Source organism: Gordonia polyisoprenivorans NBRC 16320 = JCM 10675, assembly GCF_000241325.1.
GTDB classification, from domain to species: Bacteria; Actinomycetota; Actinomycetes; order Mycobacteriales; family Mycobacteriaceae; genus Gordonia; species Gordonia polyisoprenivorans.
Genome location: NZ_BAEI01000081.1, coordinates 40,369 through 65,878, shown reverse-complemented (window position 1 = coordinate 65,878; position 25,510 = coordinate 40,369). Strand labels below are relative to the sequence as shown.

At 61.6% G+C, this 25,510-nt stretch carries 22 protein-coding genes, 1 tRNA gene and 1 pseudogene; 20 read left to right on the top strand and 4 right to left on the bottom strand.

Annotated elements, in window-relative coordinates; translation table 11 throughout:
• The first annotated feature begins 2,350 nt into the window (after positions 1-2,350).
• The 4 genes from GOPIP_RS22560 (at position 2,351) to GOPIP_RS22540 (ending at position 7,034) form a co-directional block, all read left to right on the top strand.
• Positions 2,351-3,367, top strand: a complete 1,017-nt coding sequence (locus GOPIP_RS22560) for an oxygenase MpaB family protein (protein ID WP_006372135.1) — start codon at positions 2,351-2,353, stop codon at positions 3,365-3,367.
• A complete protein-coding gene (locus tag GOPIP_RS28070; RefSeq protein ID WP_006372134.1) occupies positions 3,364-5,244 on the top strand; it encodes an LGFP repeat-containing protein in 1,881 nt (626 codons plus the stop codon). Before GOPIP_RS22560 ends, GOPIP_RS28070 begins: the two co-directional genes overlap by 4 nt.
• Before the next feature lie 190 nt (positions 5,245-5,434).
• On the top strand, positions 5,435-5,680 hold the full coding sequence (locus tag GOPIP_RS28905) for a hypothetical protein (RefSeq protein ID WP_138944165.1): 246 nt from the start codon (positions 5,435-5,437) through the stop codon (positions 5,678-5,680).
• Positions 5,681-6,755: 1,075 nt separating this feature from the next.
• On the top strand, positions 6,756-7,034 hold the full coding sequence (locus tag GOPIP_RS22540; RefSeq protein ID WP_244421205.1) for a hypothetical protein: 279 nt from the start codon (positions 6,756-6,758) through the stop codon (positions 7,032-7,034).
• 306 nt (positions 7,035-7,340) lie between these two features.
• Here the strand turns inward: GOPIP_RS22540 and GOPIP_RS22535 are convergent, their stop codons facing one another.
• Complete coding sequence (locus GOPIP_RS22535) at positions 7,341-7,562, bottom strand: helix-turn-helix domain-containing protein (RefSeq protein ID WP_006372131.1); 222 nt, start codon at positions 7,560-7,562, stop codon at positions 7,341-7,343.
• Positions 7,563-7,659: 97 nt separating this feature from the next.
• On the opposite strand from GOPIP_RS22535, the gene GOPIP_RS22530 reads away from it, so the two are divergent.
• The 4 genes from GOPIP_RS22530 to GOPIP_RS22520 all read left to right on the top strand — a co-directional run bounded on the left by GOPIP_RS22530 (position 7,660) and on the right by GOPIP_RS22520 (position 10,868).
• Complete coding sequence (locus GOPIP_RS22530) at positions 7,660-8,190, top strand: GNAT family N-acetyltransferase (RefSeq protein WP_006372130.1); 531 nt, start codon at positions 7,660-7,662, stop codon at positions 8,188-8,190.
• A 37-nt stretch (positions 8,191-8,227) separates the two neighbouring features.
• Positions 8,228-9,370 (top strand): hypothetical protein, encoded by a 1,143-nt coding sequence (locus tag GOPIP_RS22525; RefSeq protein WP_006372129.1) that lies wholly within the window; start codon positions 8,228-8,230, stop codon positions 9,368-9,370.
• A gap of 617 nt (positions 9,371-9,987) precedes the next feature.
• Entirely contained in the window at positions 9,988-10,413 is a 426-nt protein-coding gene (locus tag GOPIP_RS28900; protein ID WP_138944164.1) for a hypothetical protein, read from the top strand.
• Positions 10,414-10,442: 29 nt separating this feature from the next.
• Positions 10,443-10,868 carry a hypothetical protein gene (locus tag GOPIP_RS22520; protein WP_006372128.1) on the top strand — a complete coding sequence of 142 codons (426 nt, stop codon included), beginning with the start codon at positions 10,443-10,445 and terminating at the stop codon, positions 10,866-10,868.
• Between the two features lie 16 nt (positions 10,869-10,884).
• Here the strand turns inward: GOPIP_RS22520 and GOPIP_RS28895 are convergent, their stop codons facing one another.
• Positions 10,885-13,515, bottom strand: a complete 2,631-nt coding sequence (locus GOPIP_RS28895; protein WP_138944163.1) for a hypothetical protein — start codon at positions 13,513-13,515, stop codon at positions 10,885-10,887.
• Positions 13,516-13,655: 140 nt separating this feature from the next.
• Here GOPIP_RS28895 and GOPIP_RS29285 point away from each other — a divergent pair, with 140 nt between their 5' ends.
• The 12 genes and pseudogenes from GOPIP_RS29285 to GOPIP_RS29940 all read left to right on the top strand — a co-directional run.
• Positions 13,656-13,841: a hypothetical protein gene (locus tag GOPIP_RS29285; protein ID WP_211602030.1), complete on the top strand. Its 186-nt coding sequence runs from the start codon at positions 13,656-13,658 to the stop codon at positions 13,839-13,841.
• A gap of 131 nt (positions 13,842-13,972) precedes the next feature.
• Positions 13,973-14,659 carry a hypothetical protein gene (locus GOPIP_RS22515; protein WP_138944162.1) on the top strand — a complete coding sequence of 229 codons (687 nt, stop codon included), beginning with the start codon at positions 13,973-13,975 and terminating at the stop codon, positions 14,657-14,659.
• On the top strand, positions 14,656-15,729 hold the full coding sequence (locus tag GOPIP_RS22510; protein WP_035728740.1) for a hypothetical protein: 1,074 nt from the start codon (positions 14,656-14,658) through the stop codon (positions 15,727-15,729). The genes GOPIP_RS22515 and GOPIP_RS22510 overlap by 4 nt, the downstream gene beginning before the upstream one ends.
• Positions 15,726-16,460 carry a vWA domain-containing protein gene (locus GOPIP_RS22505; protein ID WP_006372120.1) on the top strand — a complete coding sequence of 245 codons (735 nt, stop codon included), beginning with the start codon at positions 15,726-15,728 and terminating at the stop codon, positions 16,458-16,460. The genes GOPIP_RS22510 and GOPIP_RS22505 overlap by 4 nt, the downstream gene beginning before the upstream one ends.
• 275 nt (positions 16,461-16,735) lie before the next feature.
• Positions 16,736-17,770: a DNA cytosine methyltransferase gene (locus GOPIP_RS22500; protein WP_006372119.1), complete on the top strand. Its 1,035-nt coding sequence runs from the start codon at positions 16,736-16,738 to the stop codon at positions 17,768-17,770.
• A complete protein-coding gene (locus tag GOPIP_RS22495) occupies positions 17,767-18,357 on the top strand; it encodes an MT-A70 family methyltransferase (RefSeq protein WP_006372118.1) in 591 nt (196 codons plus the stop codon). The genes GOPIP_RS22500 and GOPIP_RS22495 overlap by 4 nt, the downstream gene beginning before the upstream one ends.
• Positions 18,354-18,554, top strand: a complete 201-nt coding sequence (locus GOPIP_RS22490) for a hypothetical protein (RefSeq protein ID WP_006372117.1) — start codon at positions 18,354-18,356, stop codon at positions 18,552-18,554. Before GOPIP_RS22495 ends, GOPIP_RS22490 begins: the two co-directional genes overlap by 4 nt.
• Positions 18,555-18,753: 199 nt before the next feature.
• On the top strand, positions 18,754-19,011 hold the full coding sequence (locus GOPIP_RS22485) for a hypothetical protein (protein ID WP_006372116.1): 258 nt from the start codon (positions 18,754-18,756) through the stop codon (positions 19,009-19,011).
• A complete protein-coding gene (locus tag GOPIP_RS22480; RefSeq protein WP_006372115.1) occupies positions 19,008-21,245 on the top strand; it encodes a type IV secretory system conjugative DNA transfer family protein in 2,238 nt (745 codons plus the stop codon). Before GOPIP_RS22485 ends, GOPIP_RS22480 begins: the two co-directional genes overlap by 4 nt.
• Positions 21,246-21,459: 214 nt before the next feature.
• A complete protein-coding gene (locus GOPIP_RS22475) occupies positions 21,460-22,305 on the top strand; it encodes a replication-relaxation family protein (protein WP_006372114.1) in 846 nt (281 codons plus the stop codon).
• 34 nt (positions 22,306-22,339) lie between these two features.
• On the top strand, positions 22,340-23,032 hold the full coding sequence (locus GOPIP_RS22465) for a hypothetical protein (RefSeq protein WP_006372113.1): 693 nt from the start codon (positions 22,340-22,342) through the stop codon (positions 23,030-23,032).
• Between the two features lie 558 nt (positions 23,033-23,590).
• Positions 23,591-24,490 (top strand): annotated as a pseudogene (locus GOPIP_RS29940) (recombinase family protein); the annotation flags it as partial.
• A 96-nt stretch (positions 24,491-24,586) separates the two neighbouring features.
• Here the strand turns inward: GOPIP_RS29940 and GOPIP_RS29575 are convergent.
• Together GOPIP_RS29575 and GOPIP_RS22450 are read right to left on the bottom strand one after the other, a co-directional pair.
• A complete protein-coding gene (locus GOPIP_RS29575) occupies positions 24,587-25,273 on the bottom strand; it encodes a hypothetical protein (protein ID WP_244421204.1) in 687 nt (228 codons plus the stop codon).
• Positions 25,274-25,373: 100 nt separating this feature from the next.
• Positions 25,374-25,449 (bottom strand) — tRNA-Ala (locus tag GOPIP_RS22450).
• Positions 25,450-25,510: the final 61 nt, after the last annotated feature.

Sequence of the window (25,510 nt, the reverse complement as noted above, 5' to 3'; positions counted from 1 at the left end):
GGACACCCTCTCGGGGCCGTGAACCCCGACGCCCACCGACGCCTCGGCTCACTCGTCACGGCCCCGGCCCGGAATCCGGTCCTCAGACCACCACATCCGGGCCACTCAACCAGAGACGGCCACCTCACGAAATTTCGAGGCTAAGTATTGGCGCCTTCCGACGACGGTCGTATCACCGCTGCAGAACGCTCGCCATATCGCACACGCTGCGGCATCCAAAGGGGGCGGTGTAACGCTTCCACCCGAGACGCGCTATCGACAAGTGACAACCCTGCGTACGTTTTTAAAGCACGTTTCTGTAGAGCCGCATTGCCCGCCCCCGGAGTGGACACCGGGACGGTGAAGCCGCCACCAGGCGGAGTGACAGTCGGCTCAAGGCCGTCTGTGCCGGAATCGTAGAGGATTGACGAGCACGCATAGCGATTCGTCCAGCGCAACAGTGAAGTCGACGGCGCCACCGCTGCGGACGCATCCACACGGAAAAGCCTCAGCCCCCGATCCGTCTCAATCGGGGGCTGAGGTCCCGCGCGGGGGTGGGCTCCGAGGAGCATAGCAGTGCGAGAGCGTTCGGTTCCCCTCGCTGCGTCGGGGGTGGGTTTCGGCGCAGCGAGGGGACGGGCGGCGTCCACTCCGCCCAACCTGCGCCCCTCGACGCCGGGAAGAGGTGGTCGGCGACGAGCGGCGTCAACGACGGCCGCGCCCCCAAGAATGCGCGAGGTGTCCCAGCGACCATCGTGTTCGATACGCTACCGCCCCACCTCGCAATGTGCCAGGCAAGCAACAGTGCCGGGAACTCAAATGTCGTCCGATCGAAGTACTTGGCCGCGAACAGGAAGCGCGGACGCAGCGCAAGTGCATATCGTTGTTGGGTGCGACTCACCGAATATGAGTCTGATGATCCATGCCCTGAATGCGGATATGCCCCTACCATCGTAATCGAGTGCACATTCGCCAGAAGGCGACGTTGGAATCGCGCCCGGCTGTGTCAAGTGTGTGAATACCAGGTATGGCTTCAGGAATAGTTGCAAACCTGTCCGGGAAAAGGAGCCTAAGAATATCACAAACTTTTCACGTCGCGACAGACTTTCCACCACCGCGACTAGTGCGCTGCCCACGGGCACGAACGACCCACTACGAAGATGCCCGTTCAAAACATTGACTTGCAGATGAAGTGTGCGCCATCCTCCCTTGTTCACGTCTGGCTACGTACCAATAACCCTCTACAACCTTAGGACAGTTGGACACGTGACAAAGATGGAATCCCGATTTCTCAAGTCACACAGTACATGACTTTGGTATCGCCAGTTTCGAAGTCGGACTTCCTCGACTGCTAAGCATTATACGAATACACCTGACGCCTTTTGGCGCAGACGCAGCCGTGTCGGAGGCAAGCCTTATTACAAAACGCGCGTATCGGTACGGCCATACGCAATAGTCTGCGGCGACGTAAATTATCTTTCAACATCCGAGCAATTCGACATGACGACATATTCAAGCGAAAGAGACGCATCACGGATTGTACTTGCTAGTTGGAGGAGTTCTCCTACAGCAGACCACCGGGTTGCTGACACTTTTCAGAGAGTTGGCCTCGTGGATGCATTCCCCGTAGCCCCGAAGAGTTCTTCTCTGCCGACCCGCAGCACGGAGGGTCGCATGCGGAGTGATCAGTTCTGGGTGTCCGAGCCGCTACGTCCCAGCATCGTCTCAGTCACTGACTTATGGCAGCCTGACTCAGCCAGCGATCATCCAATGGCGGCCCTTGAGATCGAGACCGACAGCATCGCGACCGTAGAGAGGGCCACGTATCACTAGCACAGCTTCCCCCCTGACGGCGTTTCGACCAACGACGCCACCACAGGTTCACTTTAGCCTCCGGCTTTCACGCTGATTTCGTGTCGTGAATGAAGAATGGTGCCCTGACCTGGGATGATTGAACTTACGACGGTATCAATCGGACCAGATCGAGAACCGCCATTCAGGTGAGTAAGTTTATTGCGCCTTACCCCGTGTTGTCTGCTGATGGTTCCGGAACCGGGGTTGTGTCGCATGCCGGGGCCGCGGTGTTGCTTCGCGCCGCTGCGAAAACGGGTTCTCAAACCACCAATCCGGGCAACTCAACGAGGGACCGCCACCTCACGAAAGATCGAGGCTTGCAACTTGTGCCGCGTCGGCGATATCAGCGGCAACCAAGCTGGCACACTTGCGGCCGAAAGCCGGTACATCACCCCATGGAGCGCAGTGCCACCTGCAGCCAGTTCGCGTTCAACAACTCGACGGCCAGGCTCATGAACAGTTCGTCGACGTGCAGCCACTTACCCCGATCGAGACGAATGTCGGATAGAGTCTCACCATGAGCAGTGCGACGGCCTATGGCGACGCTAGTGAATCTGGGGTGGAGGCGCCCTCCGTGGCGGTCTCTCAGCTCTTGGGACCAGAGTCGGTGACCTGGAACTATTTCGGTGACTGGCGGGGAATGCTGATGGGGCTGTGGCAGGGCTCGATGCAGAACCTGCATCCCAAACTCGGTGCCGCGGTGTGGGAGTACTCCGACTTCTTCGGCGAACGATGGCAGCGGGTGTTCCGGTCGCTCTACCCGATCATGGGGGTGGTGTTCGACCAAACCCCGGCAACCGGCGCCGAAGTGCGTGATTACCACCGTACGATCAAGGGCACGCTGCCTGATGGTTCGCGCTATCATGCTCTGGACCCCGACGTCTTCTACTGGGCACACGCCACCTTCTGGTACGGCAACATCCGGTGTGCCGAGGTCTTCGGACCGGAGATCAGCGAGTCGGACAAACGGATCCTATTCGAGGAATCCCGCACGTGGTATGCGGCTTACGGCGTAAGTATGAGGCCTTGCCCGGACACCTACGACGAGTTCCTCCAGTACTGGGACACCATGTGTACCCAAGTGCTGCGCGACCATCCCGCGGTACGGACCGTCCTCGACATCGCCGAACTCCCGCCACCACCGATGCTCGCATGGATACCAGCACGCGCGTGGAAAGCGATGGCCACACCCGCCCAACAATTCATGGTGTGGATGACCACCGGCCTATACGACCCCAGCGTCCGCGAACTCCTCGGACTGCCATGGACCGCGCGCGACGAACAACGACTGCGCCAGTTCGGGCGGCTGGTCAACCGCGCGTTCAGCCTAATACCCCGCCGCTACCGGCTCCACCCGCGCGCCCGCGACGCCTGGGACCGCACCACCGGCCGCCTACCTGCATCGACACCGCCCATCGAAACTCCGATCCGCAACCTTCCACCAGAAGCCGCCCGCACCTCACCGATGCACTACTGCCCCGTCCACGCCCAACGCAGAGCCACCCACCCCTTTACCACCACCAGCGATCAATGACGCCGACGCAGCGGACTCGACGCGCAGTGCTCCGCGCGGCCGCTATCACCACCGCCGGACTCGGCGCTGCTGTCGTCTCTCCAGCCGCCGCATCCCTTGCCGCACCGCCCACCGCGCTGTTGGATCTCCCCCGTACCAATGCCAACGGCGAAAACGTTGGCGGCATCAACAGCCGACTCCCCTACGACCTCACCGCATTGTCATCGGCACTAAGCAGCTATCGCCGCGACAGTATCGAACCAACGCGATACGCCGCAGCCTTACAGCAGTATTGGGTACTACGCGCTTGCAGCGACGCCGGTATCGCACTGCCCCGATGGAATCCGCACACCGCGATCACCGGCAACCGCGCAACCATGGAGAAATGCTTCTCCTACTACGCGGCCTTGGCATTAGAGAATCCGCGCCTACAGTGGGCCGGCATGGCTGCCATGGTCGGCCCCTCCTTCGTTGCCGGTCTCCTTGATCTCGACCTGGCCGCCGATGCTCTGACCATCGCTCAGCTCCGTGGCGCGCTCGCCACGGTCGCGCGTGCCGTCCACCCCCACACCACCAATCCCGATATCGACAGCCTGGCGCCTGCCGCAGCCCGCATCACCACCGCCGACGTCCGGGCGTACGAGGTCAGTGTCGTGCAGATGAGCAAGCACGTCTTCTTCGACTTCGCACCCCAGCTAGCCGCCTACACCACCAGCGGAATAGGCGCGGTCATCGAGCTCCACCGGGCAGGACTGATCACTGCCGACACCCTCAACGCGTGGTACCAAATCAATTCCGGCGATGCCGGCCACGCCACCACCGCCAACGCCTACCTCGAGTACCACGAACAAGTGCACGTCGTCGGAGACCAATGGGACCGCGCCCGCCGCACCGGGACCGTGATCGGGCAGGCCCTGACCTACCTCACCACCGCTCCCTATGAGGTCTGCGGGGTCATCCGAGACAAGTACAACTCGCTGGGTGGTCCTAACAGCTTCTTGAAATATCCGATCTCCAATGAGCTGACAAACCCCGGGAATACCGGGAAGCGCAGCGAATTTATGGTAGGACCCATCTACTGGTCCGCGGCGACCGGCGCCCATCCGGTCGTGAACAGCTTCATGACGAAGTGGGGGTCGAAAGGGTGGGAGGCTGGATTTCTCAAGTACCCCACCACCGACGAGATCGTCCTCCCCGACGGCGTTGGTCGGCGACAAGAATTTCAAGGGGGCAGCATCTATTGGCATCCGGTGTTCGCGCCCGGCGCGGCGAGTATCGGTGGTGCCATCCGCGATCACTGGAAAGCCGCAGGAGCTCAAAGCGGCAAATTTGGATACCCGGTGAGTGACGAAATCTCGCCACCCGCGGCTCTGGCCGCAGAAGCAACCCTGCTGAATTTCTTCCAGGGTGGCGCTATCCTTTGGGACTCGCAACGCGGAGCAACCGATGCACTGTGGCACATCGCTGCGAGTCCTGCTGGGACGCCGATCACTCCTGGTCCTCCCATCGAATCTCCCTGCCCGGCGGAAGCTATTCATAAGTCGACGCCCTACAATTGTGAGGCTCAGTTCGTGAACATTCACGGCGAGGACGTAATGTTGAGGTACGGGCGAAAAGACTCCGACCCCGCTCCGCAGGGGGGAGGCGGATTCGGCTGGATGCATGCACTACTGGACCACGGCCTCGATATTGACGCTATAGGTAAAATTGTCAACCAGTCCGAAAAGGTAATGATCGGGTCGCGCTATGAGTACGAAGCCGAGTTTCACGCTCACGGCGTAACAGTGGTGAGCGTTTGTTCGCGTCGAGCCGGGGAAGATGAACGAGCAAGGAGCCCTGGATACCCTTCAAATGGGAGTTGTCACGGGCTATTGCAAAACAGGATCGGAAGCTGGTGAAGGACATTGCGACCCATGGATAAACAGTACTTTGCAGTGAACCATGTTTGACCGCGACGCCGAGATTGCGCAGGCAGCCGCTGACCTCGCCGCCTACATCATCGCTGCCGCCAACCTACCTTCGGCGGAACCCAGCACCGGCTCCGGTTGGTCCGCGGGCCGGGCAATAGCGAGATCACCATGGCGGCATATGCATGACATCTCAGTCACCCCAGTCCCCAACGGTGCGATTCTGACGATCCGCTGGGACAGCGAACCAGAGCGCATCTACCTGATCCCACTCGGTACAGGAGACCTCATCGCGCAATACCAGCTCGACGTCTGGATCACCCAACTCGATCTCAACCTCGACGATGCCGGCTCCTGGCGCGCCAATGCCACCCGTATCGGCGTTGACACCTACCTAGCAGTGCTACCTACTAGAGGATCGAGCTGACCACGGACACGGCTCCTTCGTTGGACGTCGTGACTAGAAGTCGAGCAAACCGAATCCGCGGAGCGGTGTGGTGGACGGTCCAACCCGGCGTCTCTGACGGCGCGCGTCCTGAAGTTCCCGACTTCAGACGAGATCGTCGCACAGGAGGGCAAGGGCCGGTTCACCACCTTCCAAGGTGGTGAACCTTCTACTGGCACCCCGCTACGGGATTGTATCCGGTCAGTGGTGCCCATCTACGCCTTCTGGGCTTTCTACGGCTACGAGGCTGGTCAGTATGACTATCCGATCGCGGACGCGGTGACCGATCAGAGTAGGACGCGTCAGGAGTTTTAGTACGGCACGACCAGCCTCTTCGGGGATGCTGGCCGGCGGCGGAAACAATGTCGGATACACGGGGATGGAGCGTGGAGGGGTAAGTCCCCTCCTCAGCTGGGGCTCCGCGTCAAAGATCGTATGGGAAAAACAGCGTTAACCGCTGCGTAGGCCCAGTATCGTTGAGGTATGAGTGGCTATTTGGTCGCTCGCAAAGGCTGGCCTGGCCGATTGCGCGATCGACAACACCTACAACCTGGGTGGGCTTGTCAACAGGGCTCGGCATAGACATCGTGGTGTTTCTGTTGGGTGCGGGTCTTGTCACCACCTGGCTGGTGATGTGGCCGATCGCGTTGTGGTCGGTCATCTCTGAGCCGACGGGACGAACTCGAGGAGTCGTGTGGGCGCTGGTCGTGTCAGTGGTTCCGTTACTCGGTGCCATCGCTTTCTGGACCCGTAACCGGTGGACGCCTAGCCCGGACAGTGCCACGACCGCAGGCTAGACGTTCTGCGACACGACAGACGGTAGGTCCCGGCGCCCGCGTTGGGACCTACCGTCCGGCGGTCAGTGGGCGTCCTGGAGGGAGTTGAACGTCGGGGGTGCGGCTCAGCTGTGTATTACCTTTGAGCGATGACTATCCGTCGTCTTGTCTGGGTTGTGCTGCTCACGCTGGCTGTGTCATTCCCGGCGGCGCTTGCTCCTGCAGCATCGGCTGCGCCTCCTCCTCCGCACCCGCAGCTGTCAGCGTCGATCACTGTGCAGGTGCCCGGTGTTGTGTGGGGACACGGTGGCGCCGGTGTGGCGAATCCGCGCGTGTTCTACGGCCACGGGCAGGTCTATCCGTACCCAGTTGGCTACGGATATCGCTGGCACTGGCGCAACCTGAGCAATGGCAAGAGCGGCACGATCTACGACTTCCCTCACCGCCGCACCACCATCCGTACCGGCCCGGGACAGTTGCTCGTCTCCGGTGAGTACTACCCACAACCCAACCTCTACGTCAGCACCCCTGCGGTCGCCACTTTCTACGTCAACCCGTAGCTTGTGCCGGGTGGTCCTCGAGACGTAGGCGAGCGAGATACTGCGTCGTTATGTAGCCGCAACTGGTCTTTCGGCATGGCTCCATGCTCGTTTCCAAGGTCGCCTGATGGCGGGTGTGCAACCACGGTGTGGCGACAAGTTGAGAGTAGTAGTTCCCGTCGGCTTCTCGGTGGAATCCGACCGAGACGGTGCATCAGCCGACGGGCGTTGTACCAGTGGACCACCGGACTTCTTGTCTTATCAGTCCGCAAGTCCGCAAAGGCAAGGGCGGTCGGCTAATTCCGTGAACTGGACACCACACGCGTGTTATTGTCCAGCGGCTTGAAGCAACTCCAGCGGATCGACACCCAAGAACTCTGCGAACTTCTCGACGCTCCGCAGCGACAGGTTCCGCTCGCCGCGCTCCACGCTACCCATGTAGGTGCGGTGCACGCCCATGCGGTCGGCGAAGTCCTCCTGGCTGTAGCCACGTTCCAGCCGGTACTGGCGCAAATTGCGCCCCACGACCTTCTGCAGCTCGCCTTCCATAACGAGCAGTTACGTTTCCGGTCCGCTACTTGAAGGTCTACAGACTTATAAGTAGCGTCGATGCTCCCAGCAGCTGTGGGAGGAGCGGGAGACGGTCATGCCGGTGTCACTGCGCGCCCTCTCGGAGAGCCACATCCCGGCGATCCTCGAAGCCTGCTCCGACTGGGAGGAACTGGCCCAACACGGCCCGCCCTACTGGCGGCCACGGAGCCCGGCGGAAATCCAGCGCAAGATTGATGCGACCTCGGGGCCAACGCCGGCCACCGAGTACAACTTCGTCCTGCGCACCGATGAGGGGCGTTTGGTCGGCGAGTGCTCACTGCACGCCATCGATTGGCGCAGTCGCGTGGCCCAAGTGGGTATCTGCGTGTGGTCGCCGGAGGATCGCACACACGGCCACGGACGGAGCGGGGTGCTCGCCATGGTCGAGTGGGGCTTCGACCATCTTGGGCTGCATCGGCTCGAGGCCTGGATCGTCGACGGCAACGGCCCGTCCCAGCGTCTGTTCACTCAACTCGGATTCACGCATGAGGCGACTCTCCGTCGCCGATATCTACACGCGGGCGTCTACCGCAATGTTGCTCTGTATGCCCTCATTGCCGATGACAGCCAGTCAACTTGCATCTAGGCGTTGACCTACGGTTTTGCTACAATAGCCATAAGCAATGGCACAACAAGACTCGCAATCACTGGCTTCCGATCTCCTCAAAACGAGAACCATTCTGGTTGCCGTCTTGTTCACCCTCGTTGGTTGGGTTCTCACGATCATTGACGGTTCGATCAACGGCGTTGACCTCGGACTGTGGAACTGGCTCCACGGCGCAGCACTGGGCGAGGTTGGCGGCACGTTCCTCGCGGCCGGCGTGATCGGCAGCATCATGGACTACAGCGCTCGCCGGGCACAAACTGCGTCGGCCGTCGCCCAGTATGCGGAAGTGAACCGCCAGCAGATTCCCGAGATCCGCGACGCGGTGCTTGAAGCCTTCGCGATCAAGCCGGATGATCTGAAGCGAGTGGCCACGCCCGAGTTGCTTGATGACATCGCCGCCAACGCGATGAGCCTCCGTCTCGGTGACGAGCAGTTTGCCCGCGAGATCTACTCCGAGATCCGCGACCAGGCCATCCGCGCGGCGGAGCGGTGGCACGACGTCGAAGTCCGAATCCGCCTCTCTGATGCATCAGAGCAGAGTGCAGCAGGCACTCCCCTGTTCGATGTGGTCGTGGAATGGGAGTACACCACCGTCCCCTCCGCGCGCGTGCGGAGGTTCGCATGCGTCTCCGACCGCGACGAATACAACGACCTGCTCCTCGACGTCCCCGCCACCTCGCCATGGTTCATGAAACCTCGCCCTGGAATGGACGCGTCGAGCCGCGAGAGCTACGAACTACTCGAGCTGACAGTCGATGGTGCGCCGCAGCAAATCACCCGCAGCACGCGCAAGACCGGCCAGACCTACACCGTTCGGCTCTCCGCAGCGGCCACCAGCAGGGAACCTGTCCGCATACGGCAGGTCTTCAGAACCGTGACCCCACAGTGGGGCCACCGCCTGTTCTTCGAACTCCCGCAACCAGGGCGAAATATGGGCCTCACCATGGACTACACCGCTACCTCAATCGCAGACATGCGGGTCAGCGACACCGTCGGCACCGCCAAGCCAGCTCAGATCACGCGCAGCCCGGAAGCGGTCGCCGGCAAGGTTATCGAGGTGGAGGCCCGCGGCTGGCTGATGCCACGCAGTGGGTTCGCCTTCACCTGGACGCTCCAAGAAGAACTGCCCCGCAGCGACGAACGCTCCGAGGCAGCCTGATCAGGATGGTGTCTACTCGCCGCCGCCCATGAGCGTCTCCCTTCTCGCGTTACAGCACTATGCTACTTATACGTAGCTATGGCTTCAAGTCCGAGACTCCTCCCATAGGAAGCATCCACCCTGTCAACAGATGACTCGGATCAAATTTCGATTATGTCGCAACTTCGCGACGAAATGCACCGAATAACTTGCGGGAAGCTCCTAAGCAAGTCTGGGCTGCAGATATCGTGGATTCGCTCTGCGACCGGCGCGCCAAGCAGCTCTTGTGTAATATCTAGCGAGTGAACGATGACTCACGGTGCAATGCTTGCGGCCGACGTCTGAGAAGAAACCAAGATATGCGTTTGCCTATTACGCCACCCTTCGCTGAGCGATTGGGAACAGGCTCTTTCGTTATCGACCATATTCAGGGCGATGGGTCGATAACGAGCCGAACACGACACAACAGGTCCATTAGCGGCTTTTGCCGCAAGTGTAAGACGATAGTTGAGGCGGACATTGATCGGCCAGCAAGAGAAGTTGCTCCGCTGATCCAAACCCGACATTCCATAGTTTTATCCGCAGTCCAGCAAGCCGCCTTAGTCAGGTGGGCACTAAAAACTTCGGCCCTCATCGCAATGAGTGACCAAAGAACTTTTCTTGGCGGAAGATACCTGCTCCGAAAGCTTGTAACTGACAGCCAGCCTAGCTACCTACTGACATCAGGATTCCTCGGTCAGACAAAAGAGTTTGAGATAGCTGTTCCGGCAAACTTCTTTAGATTTGATCAGACCGAGAGTGGAGATTACGGGCTGGCCGCCACCGCTATTCCGCTCGGCCAGGCATGTATATCCTCATTTCTATCCTTCGGTAGATATGCTCAGAGATTCCGTCAGATGTACTTCGATCAAGCTGCGGAATTACTTGGAGCGGTACTCCCCCTAAGCGACCGCTACGGCAGACCATCCACATTCGATTTCAAGAGTTTGACTCCATATGCACGAACCAACTTCCGAGAAGTAATAATCTCTCTCAAGGAAAATATTGAAAATAGTGTTGAATGATAGCTTGAAATCGGTTATTGTAAAAATGTATGACCGAGTTTTTTAAAGAAGAATCTGAACGCAGTCCTCCAAATCAAATTATGAGCTCTACCCGACGAATCGCCGAGATCTTTGGCGGTCTTGAACGAGACCGCGGACTCAGCATGACCTTGCTTGACGAGCTTAGAGCTCACGTATACTTCGTCATTTGCGCGAGTTCACCTGATGCAGTTGCATCTCAAATCAAGATCGCCAACACCATAAACGATGCAGAAATTCGTCGCGAAGTCATCGGGATCTTACCTTATCTTAGTGGCACAGTGGACAACGCAGTCGATTTGTGGCGCGACTTGTTGTCAGATCCGTTAACCCGGGGCGACGCCCTCGACAGCCTAGAGCACATCGAGGACTTCGTATCTCAAGAAAAGCTCAGTTCTGTCGAATTTCAGTCGCTATTTGGCGACTATCAAGGCTAAATTTCCGAATTTCGTCTTAGTATAACCAAAAATGCAGATAATTTCCCTTATCTATCAGCGCAACCAGCCGACGCCAATACTCCGGATCTCGCTTGTTGGGGCAGCTGGCGTGCAATTCTGCAAGCTCGATTAAGTCGCTGTCGTTCACAACCGCAGTAGTGTTAAAGACCTGTAGAAACTTCATCTTTAACTGTAACCGTCGCTGCTCCATGCTTGGCAGGTCATCTTTCGTCACTTGCGCTGAGTAGTAGTTATTGGTTGCCAACCTGAGTCCTCTGTATGCGCTGGAGATGCCTTCATAGAACAACCGGATAGGTTCTAGAATAGGACTTTCATCCGATATCCAGTATAAGCCTTGCTGGTCATTTCCGGAATTTTCGTTAACAGACATTTGCAATCCCCAGCCCATAAGACGAAGTAGTCCGGCACGGCGGCGAAATCCGATTGACTCGAAACCGTTTGCCGTTAGTCCGAACCAGGCGATCGCAGCATCCAGGTTACCTTCGGAGACTGAAATCCAAGCACGGCATTCATCCACGTACGCTAAGGCAATCTGTGTCTTGACTTTCGGTGACTCCAAGTAAAGTCGATCTGACCAAGAATCTACCGTCTCGACCATACCGTTCTTTGTCGCGATACGAATGGCGCAAGATATTACAAAAAGGCGCTGGACAAAGTTCGTTCTTCTTTTGTATGTTTCTTCGCAAACGAGAATGGCGATCTCATCCTCGCCTAACCATTCCAGACCGCGAACGAGAGCCATCGACATATTGGTGTCCCATCCGTTTTCTACTAATTCATGAATGACCTGGACAAATCCGGTGTGTGCTTTAGAATGCTGATGGAGCCCGGACTGCAAGTACTGGAATATCCTAGCCTCAGTTCTAACGATGTCACTTTCCAGCTCATCTGATTCAAGAAGGGCGAGAATTCTCTCACCTTGCAATTGTCGACCAACTATACCCGCCTCGTATGCCAATTGCCCTATCGAACTCAGTGCTGAGGCAGACCACGGTTTGTCTTGTTCAGAGGTTAACCTATGAACAAGGGGCTCCAGGCTGATAAAGTCGCCCACTTGAAGCATGGCGGAGTAAGCATACGCTACAAAAGCGTTCAGTAGTTCACCTTGTAGCGCCTTAAGGTTACCTCGGACTAGAATAACAACCATTGGCCAAAACCACTCTATTGCAGAAATCGAAAGGTGGTGTCTATCGGGGTCCCGAAAGTCGTCAATCAGATCAGCCCTGAGGTACCTTTCGACTGTGAGGTATTCGAAGTTTAATCGATACCCAGGCGTGCAATCTCGAATTATCCGCAGGGTTACCGAATGGGATTCAACTAGCCCTTCTTTCACATCCACAAGACACCTCTTTTGAAGGCGTTTCAGATATACTGAAATTAGCGGCTTACTTACGAGTAAGGGATCTATAGAGAATCGACCTGGAGCCGCCAAGAAGAAGCTTTCGACAGTTGCCATAGGCACTTTAGAATTTCCGATCCATGCAATCACACCCAATAACAGGGCGGCTCCTGGACTGTCGTCTTCTAGGCTCTCAATATATCGCCGATAGAGAGTATGAACGGCGCGAGCGCTCATCGTATCGCCGGCCTGCGCAATTATATCGACCGACTCTGGGCGAAGAATGTTGATTAATTCTCGCATAGATAGATCATCCTCATTGAACATACCGAGGACATCACTAATCAATCTGGGTCTTCCGCCCAGGAGCTGTGCGAACACTACCGCGTCTCCGGTCTCCGCAGATTGTCTAAATGTTCGGATTAGCTCAACTGATTGGGGGATATCCATCGGATCTATTCTTAATAGATCGTGTTCAACATCCCGGGGTACTAGTAAAGATTCAGAGGTGATTAGGCACTTTGTCGATCTGAAAACAATAGCTTCAACCGCCGACCAGTCAGACGCGTTATCCAGTATGACTACGTATCGCGGTTCATCGCCAATTGATTCGAAGAGTAGAGAACTTGCTTCTTGTATAGATGAAGCGCCAGTTCCAGAAAATTCCGAGATGGATTGAATGAGGGAGAGTGCCGAACTCGACTCTAATAGAACAACTTTGAAACCAATTCCAATGGACCTGGACTCTAACGCTTTCCTCGCTAACGTGGATTTTCCATTTCCTGTGTCGCCCGCCACCAGCAGGGTCGTAGCGTTTCCCGCTAGCCAGTTGAGCACTTCGTTCTCATAGGCCGTCCGAGCGACTAGGATACCCTCTTCCCCGACGCTGGCGTCTTGGGTCAAGAGTAGCACTGCTAGTTGACGAATGATCTCTTTGTTTTCTCTTTTTAAATGCTGACCCAATGCCCGACTATATCCCTGGCCTGGGTATCGATACTCCCTGGCGGCCTCACTCGCTGCCTTATATCCGTTTCTTGCGCCCGTTGGCTCAAGTCCAAAGAGGAGTCTCGCTACATTCTTTGTCTTATTGTCCTTAAGTTCATCCATTCGTTCTGACAAAAGCTGTGCGACCACCACCGACGTTGGCCGATCATCGAGAGATAGTCCGAGTAGCTCCAGTAAATCGGCATAGTCTTGCCACCGTTTGACCTTCCAAACTGAGCGACTACGGATCTCGCTAAGTTGCTCAACAATTTGCTCGATCCGTCCGGGCTCCGTGTCTGTCATCGACGGACTCCAAGGTGACCCGCACCCCGGCTACCCCAGCGTTTGTACCCCTCGTGTACTCCAAGCGAGCTTGTCGACTGTACCCCTGACCAGGCACAAAGGTGCGTGTTCGCACAAGCACAACTACCTGGAAGGATCTCGTGAAGAAGAGAAGTTCGGCCAAGAATCAAGGCATGTGCCCAAGGGGCCTGACGCTGGACGAGTTGGAACAGATTGCCGTAAAGACACTCGGACACCAGGTGCACGACTCGAAGGCCTTTCGTCGCCATTGCATCGTATTCGGGCTTGGTGATGCGCTCAACATCGAACATGACGTGATCCCGTGAGTAGCGATCGAGACGACCTCGTAACCATGTTCAGAATGTTCGCACATGCAACAGCAATCCTGCTGTGTCTGACCTCCGTGCTAGCGTGTGCGTCCTGCGCCTCGCCGACGCAGCCCGATGGAATTGCTCAGTTGACCACCGTACTGTCGCGCTGTGCCGACTCCCGGCATTCGTCTCTCATCGCTTCGGACGAATCACGGACCTCGCGCGGCGCGACGTCTCAGCCCGTTCGCCTGCAGGTCATCCGCGATGAGGTGGCGCGCACGGCCGTCTGCGGTGGCCACGTTCGGGTGACGGTCTTTTCCGGGTCGGTTGTTGGCCAGGTGGTCTTCGACGGCGATCTGACGACGGTGGGCGCAACGGAGACGTCGCGGCTGCGCAAGGTCCCGAAGCTGGTCGACCAGACGATGGCCACGATCGGCCGTAGGCTGCCGCCGGCGCGGGCGTCGTTGCCGGGTGATGGCACAGATATCACGGGGCAGTACGAGGTGGCGGCGGAGTACTTCGCGCAGCAGAGTCCTTCCGGACGGGCGACGCGGGTCTTCTCGGTGTTGACCGACGGCATCAGTACGGTCCCGGCGGAGGTGGCCAATCCCGGGCTCACAGTTGCAAGGGCACAACAGTTGGCCGAGACCGAGACCCCGGCAAAGATTCCGGGGGTCAACGTGCGAATGATCGGCGTAGGCCGGACAGCCGATGGCGAGCAGCTCCCGAGTAGCTACGTCGACGCCGTCAAGACTTTCCAGTCAGCGGTCTGCGCGAAGACCGACGCTGCTTCCTGCCTGATCGTGACCGATGCAGGGGCGGGTGCGAAATGAGCCGGCCGGCGTTGACGCCGCGCCGCGGGGCTGTCCAGAGCGCCGGTGCCGGAAGGAGCCGGCTGCCGCGTGTCGACGGCGCCAGCGCAGTCACCCGTCCTGAGGCGCTGACCGGCGCGACGTATCTCGAGGAAGCGCACCTTGCCCAGGGACGCGAGCAGCTACATCTGCACGCGGCCCAAGGAGAATCCCGGTCACGGCGCGCACGGGCACTCGCCGCGGCGCTCGACCTGCACGTCCAGGGCGTACGGACGCTCGTCGCCAGTGACGATCCGCTGGTCGTTGCCGCCCGGGATCGCCTTGTGGCCATCGAGGAGGCCCTGTCGCCGCTGGTGCTGCGTTCGACGCGCTCGCAGGTCGGCTACCTGGCGCGGATGATCGGCCTGCTGCTCGGGGACATCGTCGGCACCTCGATGGCGGTGATCAGCCTGGGTGAGATCCCGATGCTGGCGGTCATCCAGGGCGGATCGGCCGGCGTCGCCTGCGTCACGGCGGGGCTGGCGGGCGAGCAGTTGGGCCGAGCGGCGCAGGCGGGGCTTCGCAAGCAGCCCGACGAAGTGCCCACAGCGCTTGAGCCGTACCGCCACCTACTCGATGGGCGGCGGATAGCGACGCTGTGGCTGGCCGGGCTGCTCCTACTCGCCACGTCGATCGTGGTCCTGATCGGCGCCGGCATCTTCACGCTGCGCACGGCGATCGAGGGATCGGCGTCCGGGTGGACGTTTGCGGCTTTATCCTCAGGGATCGCGCTGGCGTCCTTCGTCAACGCGTGGGTGCACGCCGACGCGGTAGCCGACCTGCTCGACGCAGCCGAGCGCGATTACCGGCGCGCTACTCGCCGCCATCTGCGCCTGACGCTGGGACTGCGGCTGCTTGCCGGACTGCGCGCGGACGAGGTCGCGGCCTCGATCGGCCGCGTGCATGGGGCGCTGGGCTCGGCGGCGAGCGAGCATCTCACTGCCGACATGAACCGTGCCCTGATGGAAAGCCCGGACGTTGTTGGCCATGGCCGACCGGGCGCACCGATTGGGCGTAAGCCCCGTCCCGCAGGCCGGGGTGACACCCGATGACCTCGCGGCAGTTCTGGCAACCGGTGGCCGTGGTGCTGCCCTCGGCGGCGCTACCGGACAGCGTCATCCCGACCAGCGACGGCGGCGTCATACCCGCGCACGGTGCCGGCCATGACCATAGGTCGTTCGCACTTCCCGATCTTGGTCCCTGCCCGGCGCACGCCGTGGAGGTCGTCGCGCTCTTTGACAATTCGCCGAGCGTCAGCCTCTCGGGCGGTACCGATCCGCTTGCCAACCGGCTGGCAGAAGCCCGCCAGGCGATCGGCCATATGGCGGCGGCGTGCCGGTGCCGCCGCGAACGCGTCAGCCTGCTGTCGTTCGACCAGCCGGGACGGGCCAGCGTGCTGCGCCAGCCGCTGACCCGTACCGGAGTTCGCCGGCTGTACGCCTCGCTGGGCCGGATGCCGTCGGAGCCGGGGTCGAGTGATCTCGGCCCTGGCCTCGATGTCGCCGAACACCTCGCCGGACGGGCTCCCGGACCGGTTGTCGTCGTGGTGTTCTCGGATTTCCTGCTGACCGATACCGACCCCGAGCGCGTGCTCGCCCGGTTCTCCGGTCTTGAGGCGGTCCGGCATGCCGTCGTCCTCGGTGCCCGGCCGCCGGGCGCGCTCTCCGGCAGTGACGTCGCGGTGTCAACGATCACGCCGGCCTCCGAGCCTGGTGCGGTTGCGCAGGTACTCGCTCACGCGTTCCTTGATGCCCGGCAGGCAGGTGATGCCGTCCCGCAGTAGCACTGAACTCCACTCACATTGTCTATTTCACAACGTATTTCAGACTGCCACACCTACTGCCAGAATCGCCGCGCTGACCCCTGACGTATCGTGTCCGGCCGCTCGTCTGACCGGGCGACGCGTCACCCGGTCGGACGATTGAGCCCATCGGCCGCACGGCCCGTAATAGGGGCAGTTCCCGGCACCACCCGCACCCACTCCGGACACGACCATCACGGTCGTCGCCGTAGCTTCGTGCGCCCTAAAACACCGGGACGGAAAGGAATCCACCCGCTATGACCACCATCACCCCACCCGAGCTGCGCCAGACCAGCCTGCTCGACCTCCTGCCAGAGCCTGGCACCGTCGTCCCGGCGGTTCGCCACCTTGGCGCCGCTGCGGTCTCCGGGCCGCTCGAGCTGCCGACGTCCCGAGGCGCCGGGCCGGGCCAGCCGATCCGGTTCGTCGATCACTTTGCCGGGATCGGCGGCTTCCATCTCGCCCTCGACAGTCTCGGCGCCCAGTGTGTGTTCGCGACCGAGCGCGACCGCTTCGCCCGGACGACCTACGAGAACAACTTCGGGCCACGGTGCCCAGAGCTGTTCGCCGCGGGCCGCTTCGCCCGCGACATTGCCGACGTCGATCCCACCGATGTGCCGGCCCACGACATCATGACTGCCGGCTTCCCGTGTCAGCCGTTCTCCTTTGCCGGGCGTCAGCGCGGACTCGACGATGAGGGTGGTGTGATGTTTTACCAGCTGGCCCGGCTGATCATGCACACCCGGCCGCGGGCATTCATCTTTGAACACGGTGCCGGACTGCGCTTTCACCATCACGGGACGACGTTCGCGGCGATTCGCGAGACGATGACCACCCAGCTCGGTTACTCCTTTCGCACCGCGGTGCTGCGCGCGTGCGACTTCGGCCTGCCGCAGCTGCGGCCCCGGCTATTCATGGTGGGCTTCCGCGATCCGTCGACACCGTTCGCGTTTCCCGAACCGACCCCACTGGCATTCACGCTCAGCGATCTCTTCGGTGGCCACTGCGACCGCGAACTGGCCTACACCCTGCTCGCCTCCGGGTTCAACAAGCACGTTGGCCAGAAGTCCAATGTCGATGCCTACTTGGTGGATTCGCGCGAGCACCGGTTGACCGCCCGCGAGGCGGCTACCCTACAGGGCTTCCCGGACGATTTCCTGCTTCCCGCGATGCGCGCGAGGGCACTCACGCAGATCGGCAACGCGGTAGCCGTCTCGGTTGCCACGGCCGTCGCCCGCCAGGTCATCACCGCGCTCCACACCCACGACACCAACCAGGAGGCTCACTCATGAGCACCGCAACGCCCACTCCCACTCCCACTCCCGCGCCCATGAAGTACCGCACGATCATGGCCGACCCTCCCTGGGACGTGGAGCAGAAGGGGAAACTGGGCGCGTCCCGGCACTACTCGCTGATGACGTTGCCGCGGATCATGGCCATGCCCGTGGCTGATCTGGCCGAAGACGACGCGCATCTGTGGTTGTGGGTCACCAATGCGACGCTTCCCGATGGCTACGAGGTCATGAAGCGGTGGGGCTTCATCCCGCGCTCACCACTGACCTGGGTCAAACCGCGCCTCGGGCTGGGCAACTACCTGCGCAACGCCACCGAACACCTCATCCTCGGCACCCGAGGTAAGGCGCCCGTCAAGTTCCGGGCCCAACCCACCTGGATGTTCGCGCCGCTGCAGGATCACAGCCATAAACCCGAGGAGCAGTACGCCGTGATCGAGCGGATCTCCGATGGGCCGTACCTGGAACTGTTCGCCCGTCGCCGCCAGCCCGGTTGGGACGCGTGGGGGAACGAGATCGACTCCGACATCACCATTCCCGGGTACCCGGTCCCCTCCAACCGCACACAGAACGGAGGCCGGCGATGAGCGGCACCGAACCGACCAAGAGCCCATTGGACTGGTTCCGGCGCTTCTGCCTGGTCGTGCTGTTCGGCGCGGTCGCCCTGCCCATCGCCGTCGATCTGCTGGCCCGGATCTGGTTGTGGCTGTGCATCATCGGGATAGCCGGTGCCGCGGTCTGGATGATCGTGCTCTGGTGGCGGTCGAGGAGTCGGCCATGGTGATGCCCATTCCGGCCGCGCCGCGCCCTCAGACTAATTTCATCTTTCCATCAGCCAGAGGTGGGATGTTGTCAAATCCACACCGTGCATTGACATTTCATCACGGCAGGCGCATAGAAGAGACAGACGCCCTCCTTTTGGTGTGGGGATGTGCCGCGATCGCTGCCAGTCGCCACACCACCCAGAAAGGAGGACCCCGACGATGAGCCGCTCCCGTCACCCAAAACGCCGACCCACCCGCGCCTACCGGCGCAACGCCGACCGACGCATCGTCGTCACCGATGATCGCCGCGACCCACCCGATCAGCTACGGCTGGCCCGCGCCCTGCTCCAGCACGTCCGGGAACTCGACGCCGCCCAGGCCGAAGCCGACGCTCGGCGCCAGCAAGCTGATAAGTCCGATGACCACGAACCGGGTTCGGCCACACGATCCCGCACGGCCCGGGAGGAGGGATCGTGATCGGCCGCGCCCCACGAATCGAGTGGGTCTGGAGCCGCGTCTGGCCGGCCCGGCCGCTCGACCCCGCGCTGCTGACGAGTGCCCTCACGCGGCTGGCTGCCGACCCGTCGAGTCCCACGGTCGTGCTGGAGACACGCGCCGACGCCGACGGCATCACCTGGCTGCTCGGCACACCGGCCGAGCACGTCCGCTGGGTGCAGCGCACTCTGCGAGATCTGCTGCCCGGCATCACGATCATGGCTGCCGACGCGGCCAGCCGCGCGCCGGTCGAATCGGCGGTGGCTCTGCAGGCCACGCCCGGTGTGCTCGGGCTGGGGCAGCCACCGCTCGAGGTCACCACCGCGCTGCTCTCGGCGCTGGGCGCGCACCTGTCGGCGGGCGAGGTGATGGTGCTGCAGATCGTGCTCGGGCCCCGGATCGCCGGACGCATCGCCAGGGGGCCGGTCGCCGACCCCGCGCAGCCGATCGGCAGTCTGCTGGCCCGCGGCGTGATGCCAGCGCCTGAACCGGTGCAGCGGGCGATCACCGAACGGATTGCCCTGCATGGCTTCCGGGTCAGCCTGCGGATCGCGGCGACTGCCAGCACTACCGAACGGCGGCGGCGCCTGATCCTTGGCATCTTCGGCGCACTGGGCCGGGCCCGCGCAACCGGCGTCCGGCTATCACTGACCGCGCAGCGCCCGGCCGCCATCACCGAACCACGGCTGCCCCGCCGCTGGCGGCTGAACCTGACGCCCGATGAGCTGACAGGGCTGCTGGCCTGGCCACTCGGCGAGCACGACCTCCCCGGCATCCCGCCGCTGCACCCTCGCCAGCTCCTCCTGGCCCGCACACCCACGCCGGAGGGGCGGGATATCGGGGAAACTGCACTGCCCGGCAGCGGCATTCGGGTCGGCGTCAACGCCGCCGACGCCCTGATGCACCAGGTGCTGCTCGGCCCGACGGGGTCCGGGAAAAGTAACGTGCTCCTTCTTCAGATCGCGGCCGACATTCGTGCCGGGCGGCCCCTACTCGTGATCGACCCCAAACAACAGCTGATCGACGACATCCTCGATCACGCCGTCGGCGAAGACCGCATTGACGACGTCGTCATCATCTCCCTGGCCGACCCCCACGTCCCCGGATTCAATCCGCTCGATGCTGGTGACCGCGACCCTGATGTCGTCGTCGACAGCCTGCTGGCGGTATTCAAGGTCGTCTTCGCTGACGGCTGGGGCCCGCGGACCGAGGACATTTTCCTGGCCAGCCTGCTCACACTCGTCCGTGCCGGACAAGCCATCGGCACACCGTTCACCCTTGTCGATCTCCCGCGTCTGCTGACCGAGGAACCGTTCCGGCTGCGCCTGATCGGCCACGTGGCAGGCGACCCGACGTTGGCCGGGTTCTGGGCGACCTACGGCGAATTGTCACCCGCTGCCCAGGCCGCCATGATCGCCGCACCGCTGAACAAGCTACGCCGCTACCTGATGCGCCCGGCGGTGCGCCGCATGCTCGGGCAGGCCGAGCCGGTCTTCCGGCTGCGGGACATCTTCCGAGACAACAAAATTGTCCTCGTCCCCCTTAACGAAGGCCTGATCGGACCGGTTACCGCCCAACTCGTCGGTTCACTCCTGGTTGGCGAAGCCTGGAACGCCACGCAGGAACGCGCCAGCGAGGACCGGCCGACTGACCGGCCAGGATTCGTCGTCGTCGACGAGTGCCAGCGGTTCGTCAACCTCCCGACCTCGTTCGGGGACGCGCTCAGCCAAAGCCGTAGCTATGGCGTCGGCTGGATTCTGGCCCACCAGTCCCGTGCCCAGCTGCCAGCAGAGCTGCGCGAGAGTATCGACACCAACGCCCGCTCGAAAATGTTCTTCCGCCTCGAAAGCAGCAAAGACGCCAGCGACGCCGCCAAGCTCACCCACGGCCACCTCGCCGCCGAGGACTTCCAGCAACTCCCGCGCCACACCGCCTACGCCCGCATCGTCACCGGCGGCGAATCCTCAGGCTGGACCATGATCGCCACCCTGCCGCCCCCACCACCAACCGGGCTGGCCGACCGTATCCGCGCAGCCAGCCGCGACCGCTACGGCAGTAACGAGACTCCAGTACCGAGCCCGAACCCGACGGCTCCGCGCCGCAGCAGCGTCTCGTCCGCAGGCACCCCACCGTCACCGGCAGTTGGCCGTAAGCGACGCCAAAAGAAGAGTGAGCGCACATCCGAGGCGGAGCAGGCAGAAGGAGGACAGGAATGACGGAGACAATGACTGATGGTGGCGACCGCAGTAGTCGAGGGCAGCAATGTCCGACCGCCCATCCGGCCAAGTTGCTCACACATTTTCGTTATCGCAGGACATTCCGCCTCAATCGGCCTATCCGGGATGGAACTGACCGCTGCTCCAGCGGTCACGCACCGGCCGATCTGGGCTCGCCCGGCACCCGCCACGACGGCAGGCGGAGGCCACCACCATGATGCGGCGGCTCTCCGAGCTGAAAGACAAGCTGTCCGACCGGGACCTGGCCATCCTGCACGACCTCGAGAACTTCCGGCTCCTGACCACCCGACAGATCCAGAGGCTGCACTTCGCCGACGGCCACCGCACCACCTCGGCAGGTACCCGCGCCTGCACCCGCGTGCTCTCCCGCCTGGCCGACCTCGGCCTGATTGCCCACCTGACCAGGCGCATCGGCGGCGTCCGGCAAGGCTCAGCCGCCATGACCTGGCAACTCGCCGCCACCGGCGAACGGCTACTACGGGCGATACACGGTGGTGGTCACCGACGCCGCTTTACCGAACCCACGACGACATTCGTCGCGCACACGCTCGAGGCCGCCGAACTCGGTGTGCGCCTACGCGAAACTCAACGGACCGGACAGATCGAAGTGACCGAGCTCCACGCCGAACGCCGCGCCTGGCAACGCTTCCTCGGCGCCCACGGCGCGCCCGTCTGGCTGCGCCCCGATCTGCGGGCGGTCACCGCCGGCGACGACTTCGAACACCACTGGTTCATCGAGCTGGACCGAGCCACAGAACACACACCGCACCTCGACCGCAAACTTGACACCTACGCCGCGTACTACCGCTCCGGCGCCTACCAAGCCGCACACGACCTGTTTCCCACCGTTCTGTGGGTCGCACCCACCACCGACCGTCTCCGACAACTAACCCGGCTCACCAGCAGACTCACACTACCCACCGACGTCTTCCGCTACTGCCTACCGGATGCCTTCATAGACATCGTGACCGCCGAAACCCTTGGCCCCCAGACTGTCCCGCTACCTGGCGTCGTCACCACCGACCCACCACACCCATAACCATCACCACCTCAGAAAGGAGGAACCCAAGCCCATGCCACCCGAACACCCCCGCAGCCACGAGCACCCTGACGATCGCCACGGCAGCGATTCCACCGAGGAGCAGGAACCACCAGTGCTCGACAGCGAAGCACGGCTGCGCGCCCTGGTCGATCGCCACATCGGCGAGGCCATCAGGGAGTGCCGGTCGATCGACCACGAGATCGCTCGAGCCATCGCCGCCGCAATGCACGACCTGACCGCGCCGGCGTGCCAGGACCAGCTCCTGCGTTTCATCCTTCTCGGCGCCGAAGGGGCACCACAGCTTCGCGAAGAGCTCCTGCACCAGCTCGACGGCGGTGACCTGCCTGATCCACTGCCGCGCTGGGCGTGCTGGCTGCTGCTGCACCACGCCCATGCCGACCCCGCACTGTCCGAACAACTGCCGACCGACGGCGATGGCCTGCACGTCTACCTCACGCACATCCGCCCGGACATGCCTGAGCCCGGCGACACCGACCAGCGTCTCGTGGATTTCGCCGCGATCTACCGCGGCGGCTTTCCCGACGCTGAGGCCGTAGTGCGCGGCATGAGCCCCCTCGACGACTGGGAAACCGCCATCTACGCCGTGGCCGACGAGCACGGCTGCCGCGACTACGTCCGCTTCGACGAGACCGCACTCATCCAGCACATCATCAACTCCTGGGACGTCATCCCGGACGCCGGGCGTTACCACGTCTTCGACTGACACCACGAAATCCGTTGCGAGTGAGGTAAATTCCGCATCGAATGAGGTATCGGCAGAAGCGGCGAAGAGAGTTATAATCCAGACAGATCGGACAGTAATACGTTGTCCTGCAACATAATACGAGAAACGGAGGTGAGAAATGACAGACACACGAGACCAGAGTAAGAAGGGCGCGCTCCCCATCGCGTGCTATGCGCGAAGCATCGCCAGCAACCCGGCCACTGCGCAACAAGAGCTTTCCACGCAGCTCGAGCTGCTCCATGCCGAGATAGCCGCCCGGCACGATTCACCACATTTCATCGACCTCGTCGATGTGGGGCAGTCCGCCACTGGAGCGATCCCACCAGGAGTCGCAGACCTCCTCCGACTGGCTCACGCCGGCGAAATCCAGCACTGCTACATAGCAGACGGGGACGCGACACCGACAAATCCAGCACTGCTAACCCTCCTGGCACCACTGCTTGAGCACTACGGCGTGACCACGCATCACCTGCCAGCGCAACTACTTCCGCAAACGACCACGGGAGCGCGCGGTGACCACTGAAAAGGAACCACTCGATGCCTAGCGCTTACCTGCCCACCACCGAACGCCGTGCTGCCGTCTACGAGGCCGAAACACCCGTGGAGGACCTTCAGGACGACCCAGCAGATTCGGACGCCATCGCCGGCCTCACCGCACCGCCTGGCACCCGTGCGGTCGTCTACCTGCGCGTGTCCTCCAGCGGACAAGTCAACACCGACTACGACCCCGAAGGCATCTCCATCCCCGCCCAACGCGTCGCCTGCGTCCGCAAGGTAGACCAGCTCGGCCTCACTATCGTCGGTGAATATGTCGAACCGGGACGATCGGCTACCGAGATCACCAAACGGATCAAGTTCCAGGAGATGCTCGCCCGCATCCGCCAGGACAAAGACGTCGACTTCGTCATCGTGTACAAGCTCTCAAGGTTCGCCCGCAACCGCATCGACGACGCCGTCGTCATGGCCGACCTCCAGAAACGAGGGGTCACACTGATTTCGGCCACCGAGCAAATCGACGACACCCCCGTCGGGCAACTCATGCACGGCATCCTCGCCGCCTTCAACGAATACCGCTCCCGAGAAGACGGCGCCGACATCGCCTACAAAATGGGTGAGAAGGCAAGGAAGGGCGGAACGCTGGGGCGAGCACCCGTTGGGTATCTCAACGTGATCGACCGCACCGAGGGCCGAGAAATCCGCACCGTCGCCATTGATCCCGAGCGAGCACCGCTCATCCGCTACGCCTTCGAGAAGTATGCCGAAGGCGATGTCACCGTCGAGGAACTCGCCAAAGACTGCGAACAGCGCGGCCTTATGACGCGACGGACAGCCAAACAACCGTCCAAACCGATCCCAGGCAAGGCGTTCTCGAGAATCTTGCGGAACCCGTACTACGTCGGCGTCGCGACGTACAAAGGGGAGCAGTATCGGGGACGACATGAGGCCATCGTCGATCAGGACACATTCGACGCTGTTCAGCGGCTCCTCGAATCGCGGCGCGCATCGGGTGAGCGCCGCCGCATCCACCATCACCTACTGAAGGGCACACTCTACTGCGGACGGTGCTACAAGCAACGCGGCGTCCGGCGGCGCATGGTGCTGCACCGAGCAGTCGGCAGCAACGGCACCGAGTACTTCTACTACTTCTGCATGGGCATCCAGGACCACACGTGCGACGCTCCGTTCACCAGCACTGACCGGATTGAAGAAGCCGTCGAACGTCACTACAACATCGTGCAGTTCGCTCCGGAATTCATTGAGTCGATGCGCGGTCAGATCGAGAGAGTCCTCGCCGACACCACGCAGACCAAGCGGCTCCTCGCCCGCCAGCTCAAGACTCAACTCGCCGCGATCGACGCCAAGGAGGCGAACCTCGTCGATCTCGCCGCCGAGGGCGACCTGGCGACCAAGATCGTTCGCCAGCGCATCACCAAGCTTCAACAACAACGGGACGAACTTCTGACTCGCCAGAGCGAGCAAGACGTCGACCTCGAAGCAGGTGCCCGTCACATCCGTGCATGCCTCGACGTCCTCGCCAACCCTCGAGCGCTGTACACGGCAACCTCCGACGAGGTCCGCCGACAACTCAACCAGGCCATCTTCACACGGCTCTACATCGACGACGACGAAGTCACGAGTCACGAACTCACCGACGCGTTCGACGGCCTGATGAAGGTCCAGAGAGAATGGATGGCCGACACCACCGCCGACCAAACGCAAACCGGCCCTCCCGAAGGAGGACCGGCCGCTGTTGATGCGTCTTGTTTGAGTAAGCCCGCACTTCGCATCTCTGAGGACGACGTTTTGAGTGCGGAACAAATGGTGGAGCTAAGGGGAATCGAACCCCTGACCTACTCGATGCGAACGAGTCGCGCTACCAACTGCGCCATAGCCCCGTGCCGGTCCGGAAACCGACCGTTGACACTCTAGCAGCACCGCCCGCGCACCTCACAAACG

Excerpts from the sequence above, each read along its gene's own strand:
- GOPIP_RS22560 (WP_006372135.1), top strand. The coding sequence starts at position 2,351 with ATGAGCAGTGCGACGGCCTATGGCGACGCTAGTGAATCTGGGGTGGAG.
- GOPIP_RS28070 (WP_006372134.1), top strand. The coding sequence starts at position 3,364 with ATGACGCCGACGCAGCGGACTCGACGCGCAGTGCTCCGCGCGGCCGCT.
- GOPIP_RS28905 (WP_138944165.1), top strand. The coding sequence starts at position 5,435 with ATGCATGACATCTCAGTCACCCCAGTCCCCAACGGTGCGATTCTGACG.
- GOPIP_RS22535 (WP_006372131.1), bottom strand. The coding sequence starts at position 7,562 with ATGGAAGGCGAGCTGCAGAAGGTCGTGGGGCGCAATTTGCGCCAGTAC.
- GOPIP_RS22530 (WP_006372130.1), top strand. The coding sequence starts at position 7,660 with ATGCCGGTGTCACTGCGCGCCCTCTCGGAGAGCCACATCCCGGCGATC.
- GOPIP_RS22525 (WP_006372129.1), top strand. The coding sequence starts at position 8,228 with ATGGCACAACAAGACTCGCAATCACTGGCTTCCGATCTCCTCAAAACG.
- GOPIP_RS28900 (WP_138944164.1), top strand. The coding sequence starts at position 9,988 with ATGAGTGACCAAAGAACTTTTCTTGGCGGAAGATACCTGCTCCGAAAG.
- GOPIP_RS22520 (WP_006372128.1), top strand. The coding sequence starts at position 10,443 with ATGACCGAGTTTTTTAAAGAAGAATCTGAACGCAGTCCTCCAAATCAA.
- GOPIP_RS28895 (WP_138944163.1), bottom strand. The coding sequence starts at position 13,515 with ATGACAGACACGGAGCCCGGACGGATCGAGCAAATTGTTGAGCAACTT.
- GOPIP_RS22510 (WP_035728740.1), top strand. The coding sequence starts at position 14,656 with ATGAGCCGGCCGGCGTTGACGCCGCGCCGCGGGGCTGTCCAGAGCGCC.
- GOPIP_RS22505 (WP_006372120.1), top strand. The coding sequence starts at position 15,726 with ATGACCTCGCGGCAGTTCTGGCAACCGGTGGCCGTGGTGCTGCCCTCG.
- GOPIP_RS22500 (WP_006372119.1), top strand. The coding sequence starts at position 16,736 with ATGACCACCATCACCCCACCCGAGCTGCGCCAGACCAGCCTGCTCGAC.
- GOPIP_RS22495 (WP_006372118.1), top strand. The coding sequence starts at position 17,767 with ATGAGCACCGCAACGCCCACTCCCACTCCCACTCCCGCGCCCATGAAG.
- GOPIP_RS22490 (WP_006372117.1), top strand. The coding sequence starts at position 18,354 with ATGAGCGGCACCGAACCGACCAAGAGCCCATTGGACTGGTTCCGGCGC.
- GOPIP_RS22485 (WP_006372116.1), top strand. The coding sequence starts at position 18,754 with ATGAGCCGCTCCCGTCACCCAAAACGCCGACCCACCCGCGCCTACCGG.
- GOPIP_RS22475 (WP_006372114.1), top strand. The coding sequence starts at position 21,460 with ATGATGCGGCGGCTCTCCGAGCTGAAAGACAAGCTGTCCGACCGGGAC.
- GOPIP_RS22465 (WP_006372113.1), top strand. The coding sequence starts at position 22,340 with ATGCCACCCGAACACCCCCGCAGCCACGAGCACCCTGACGATCGCCAC.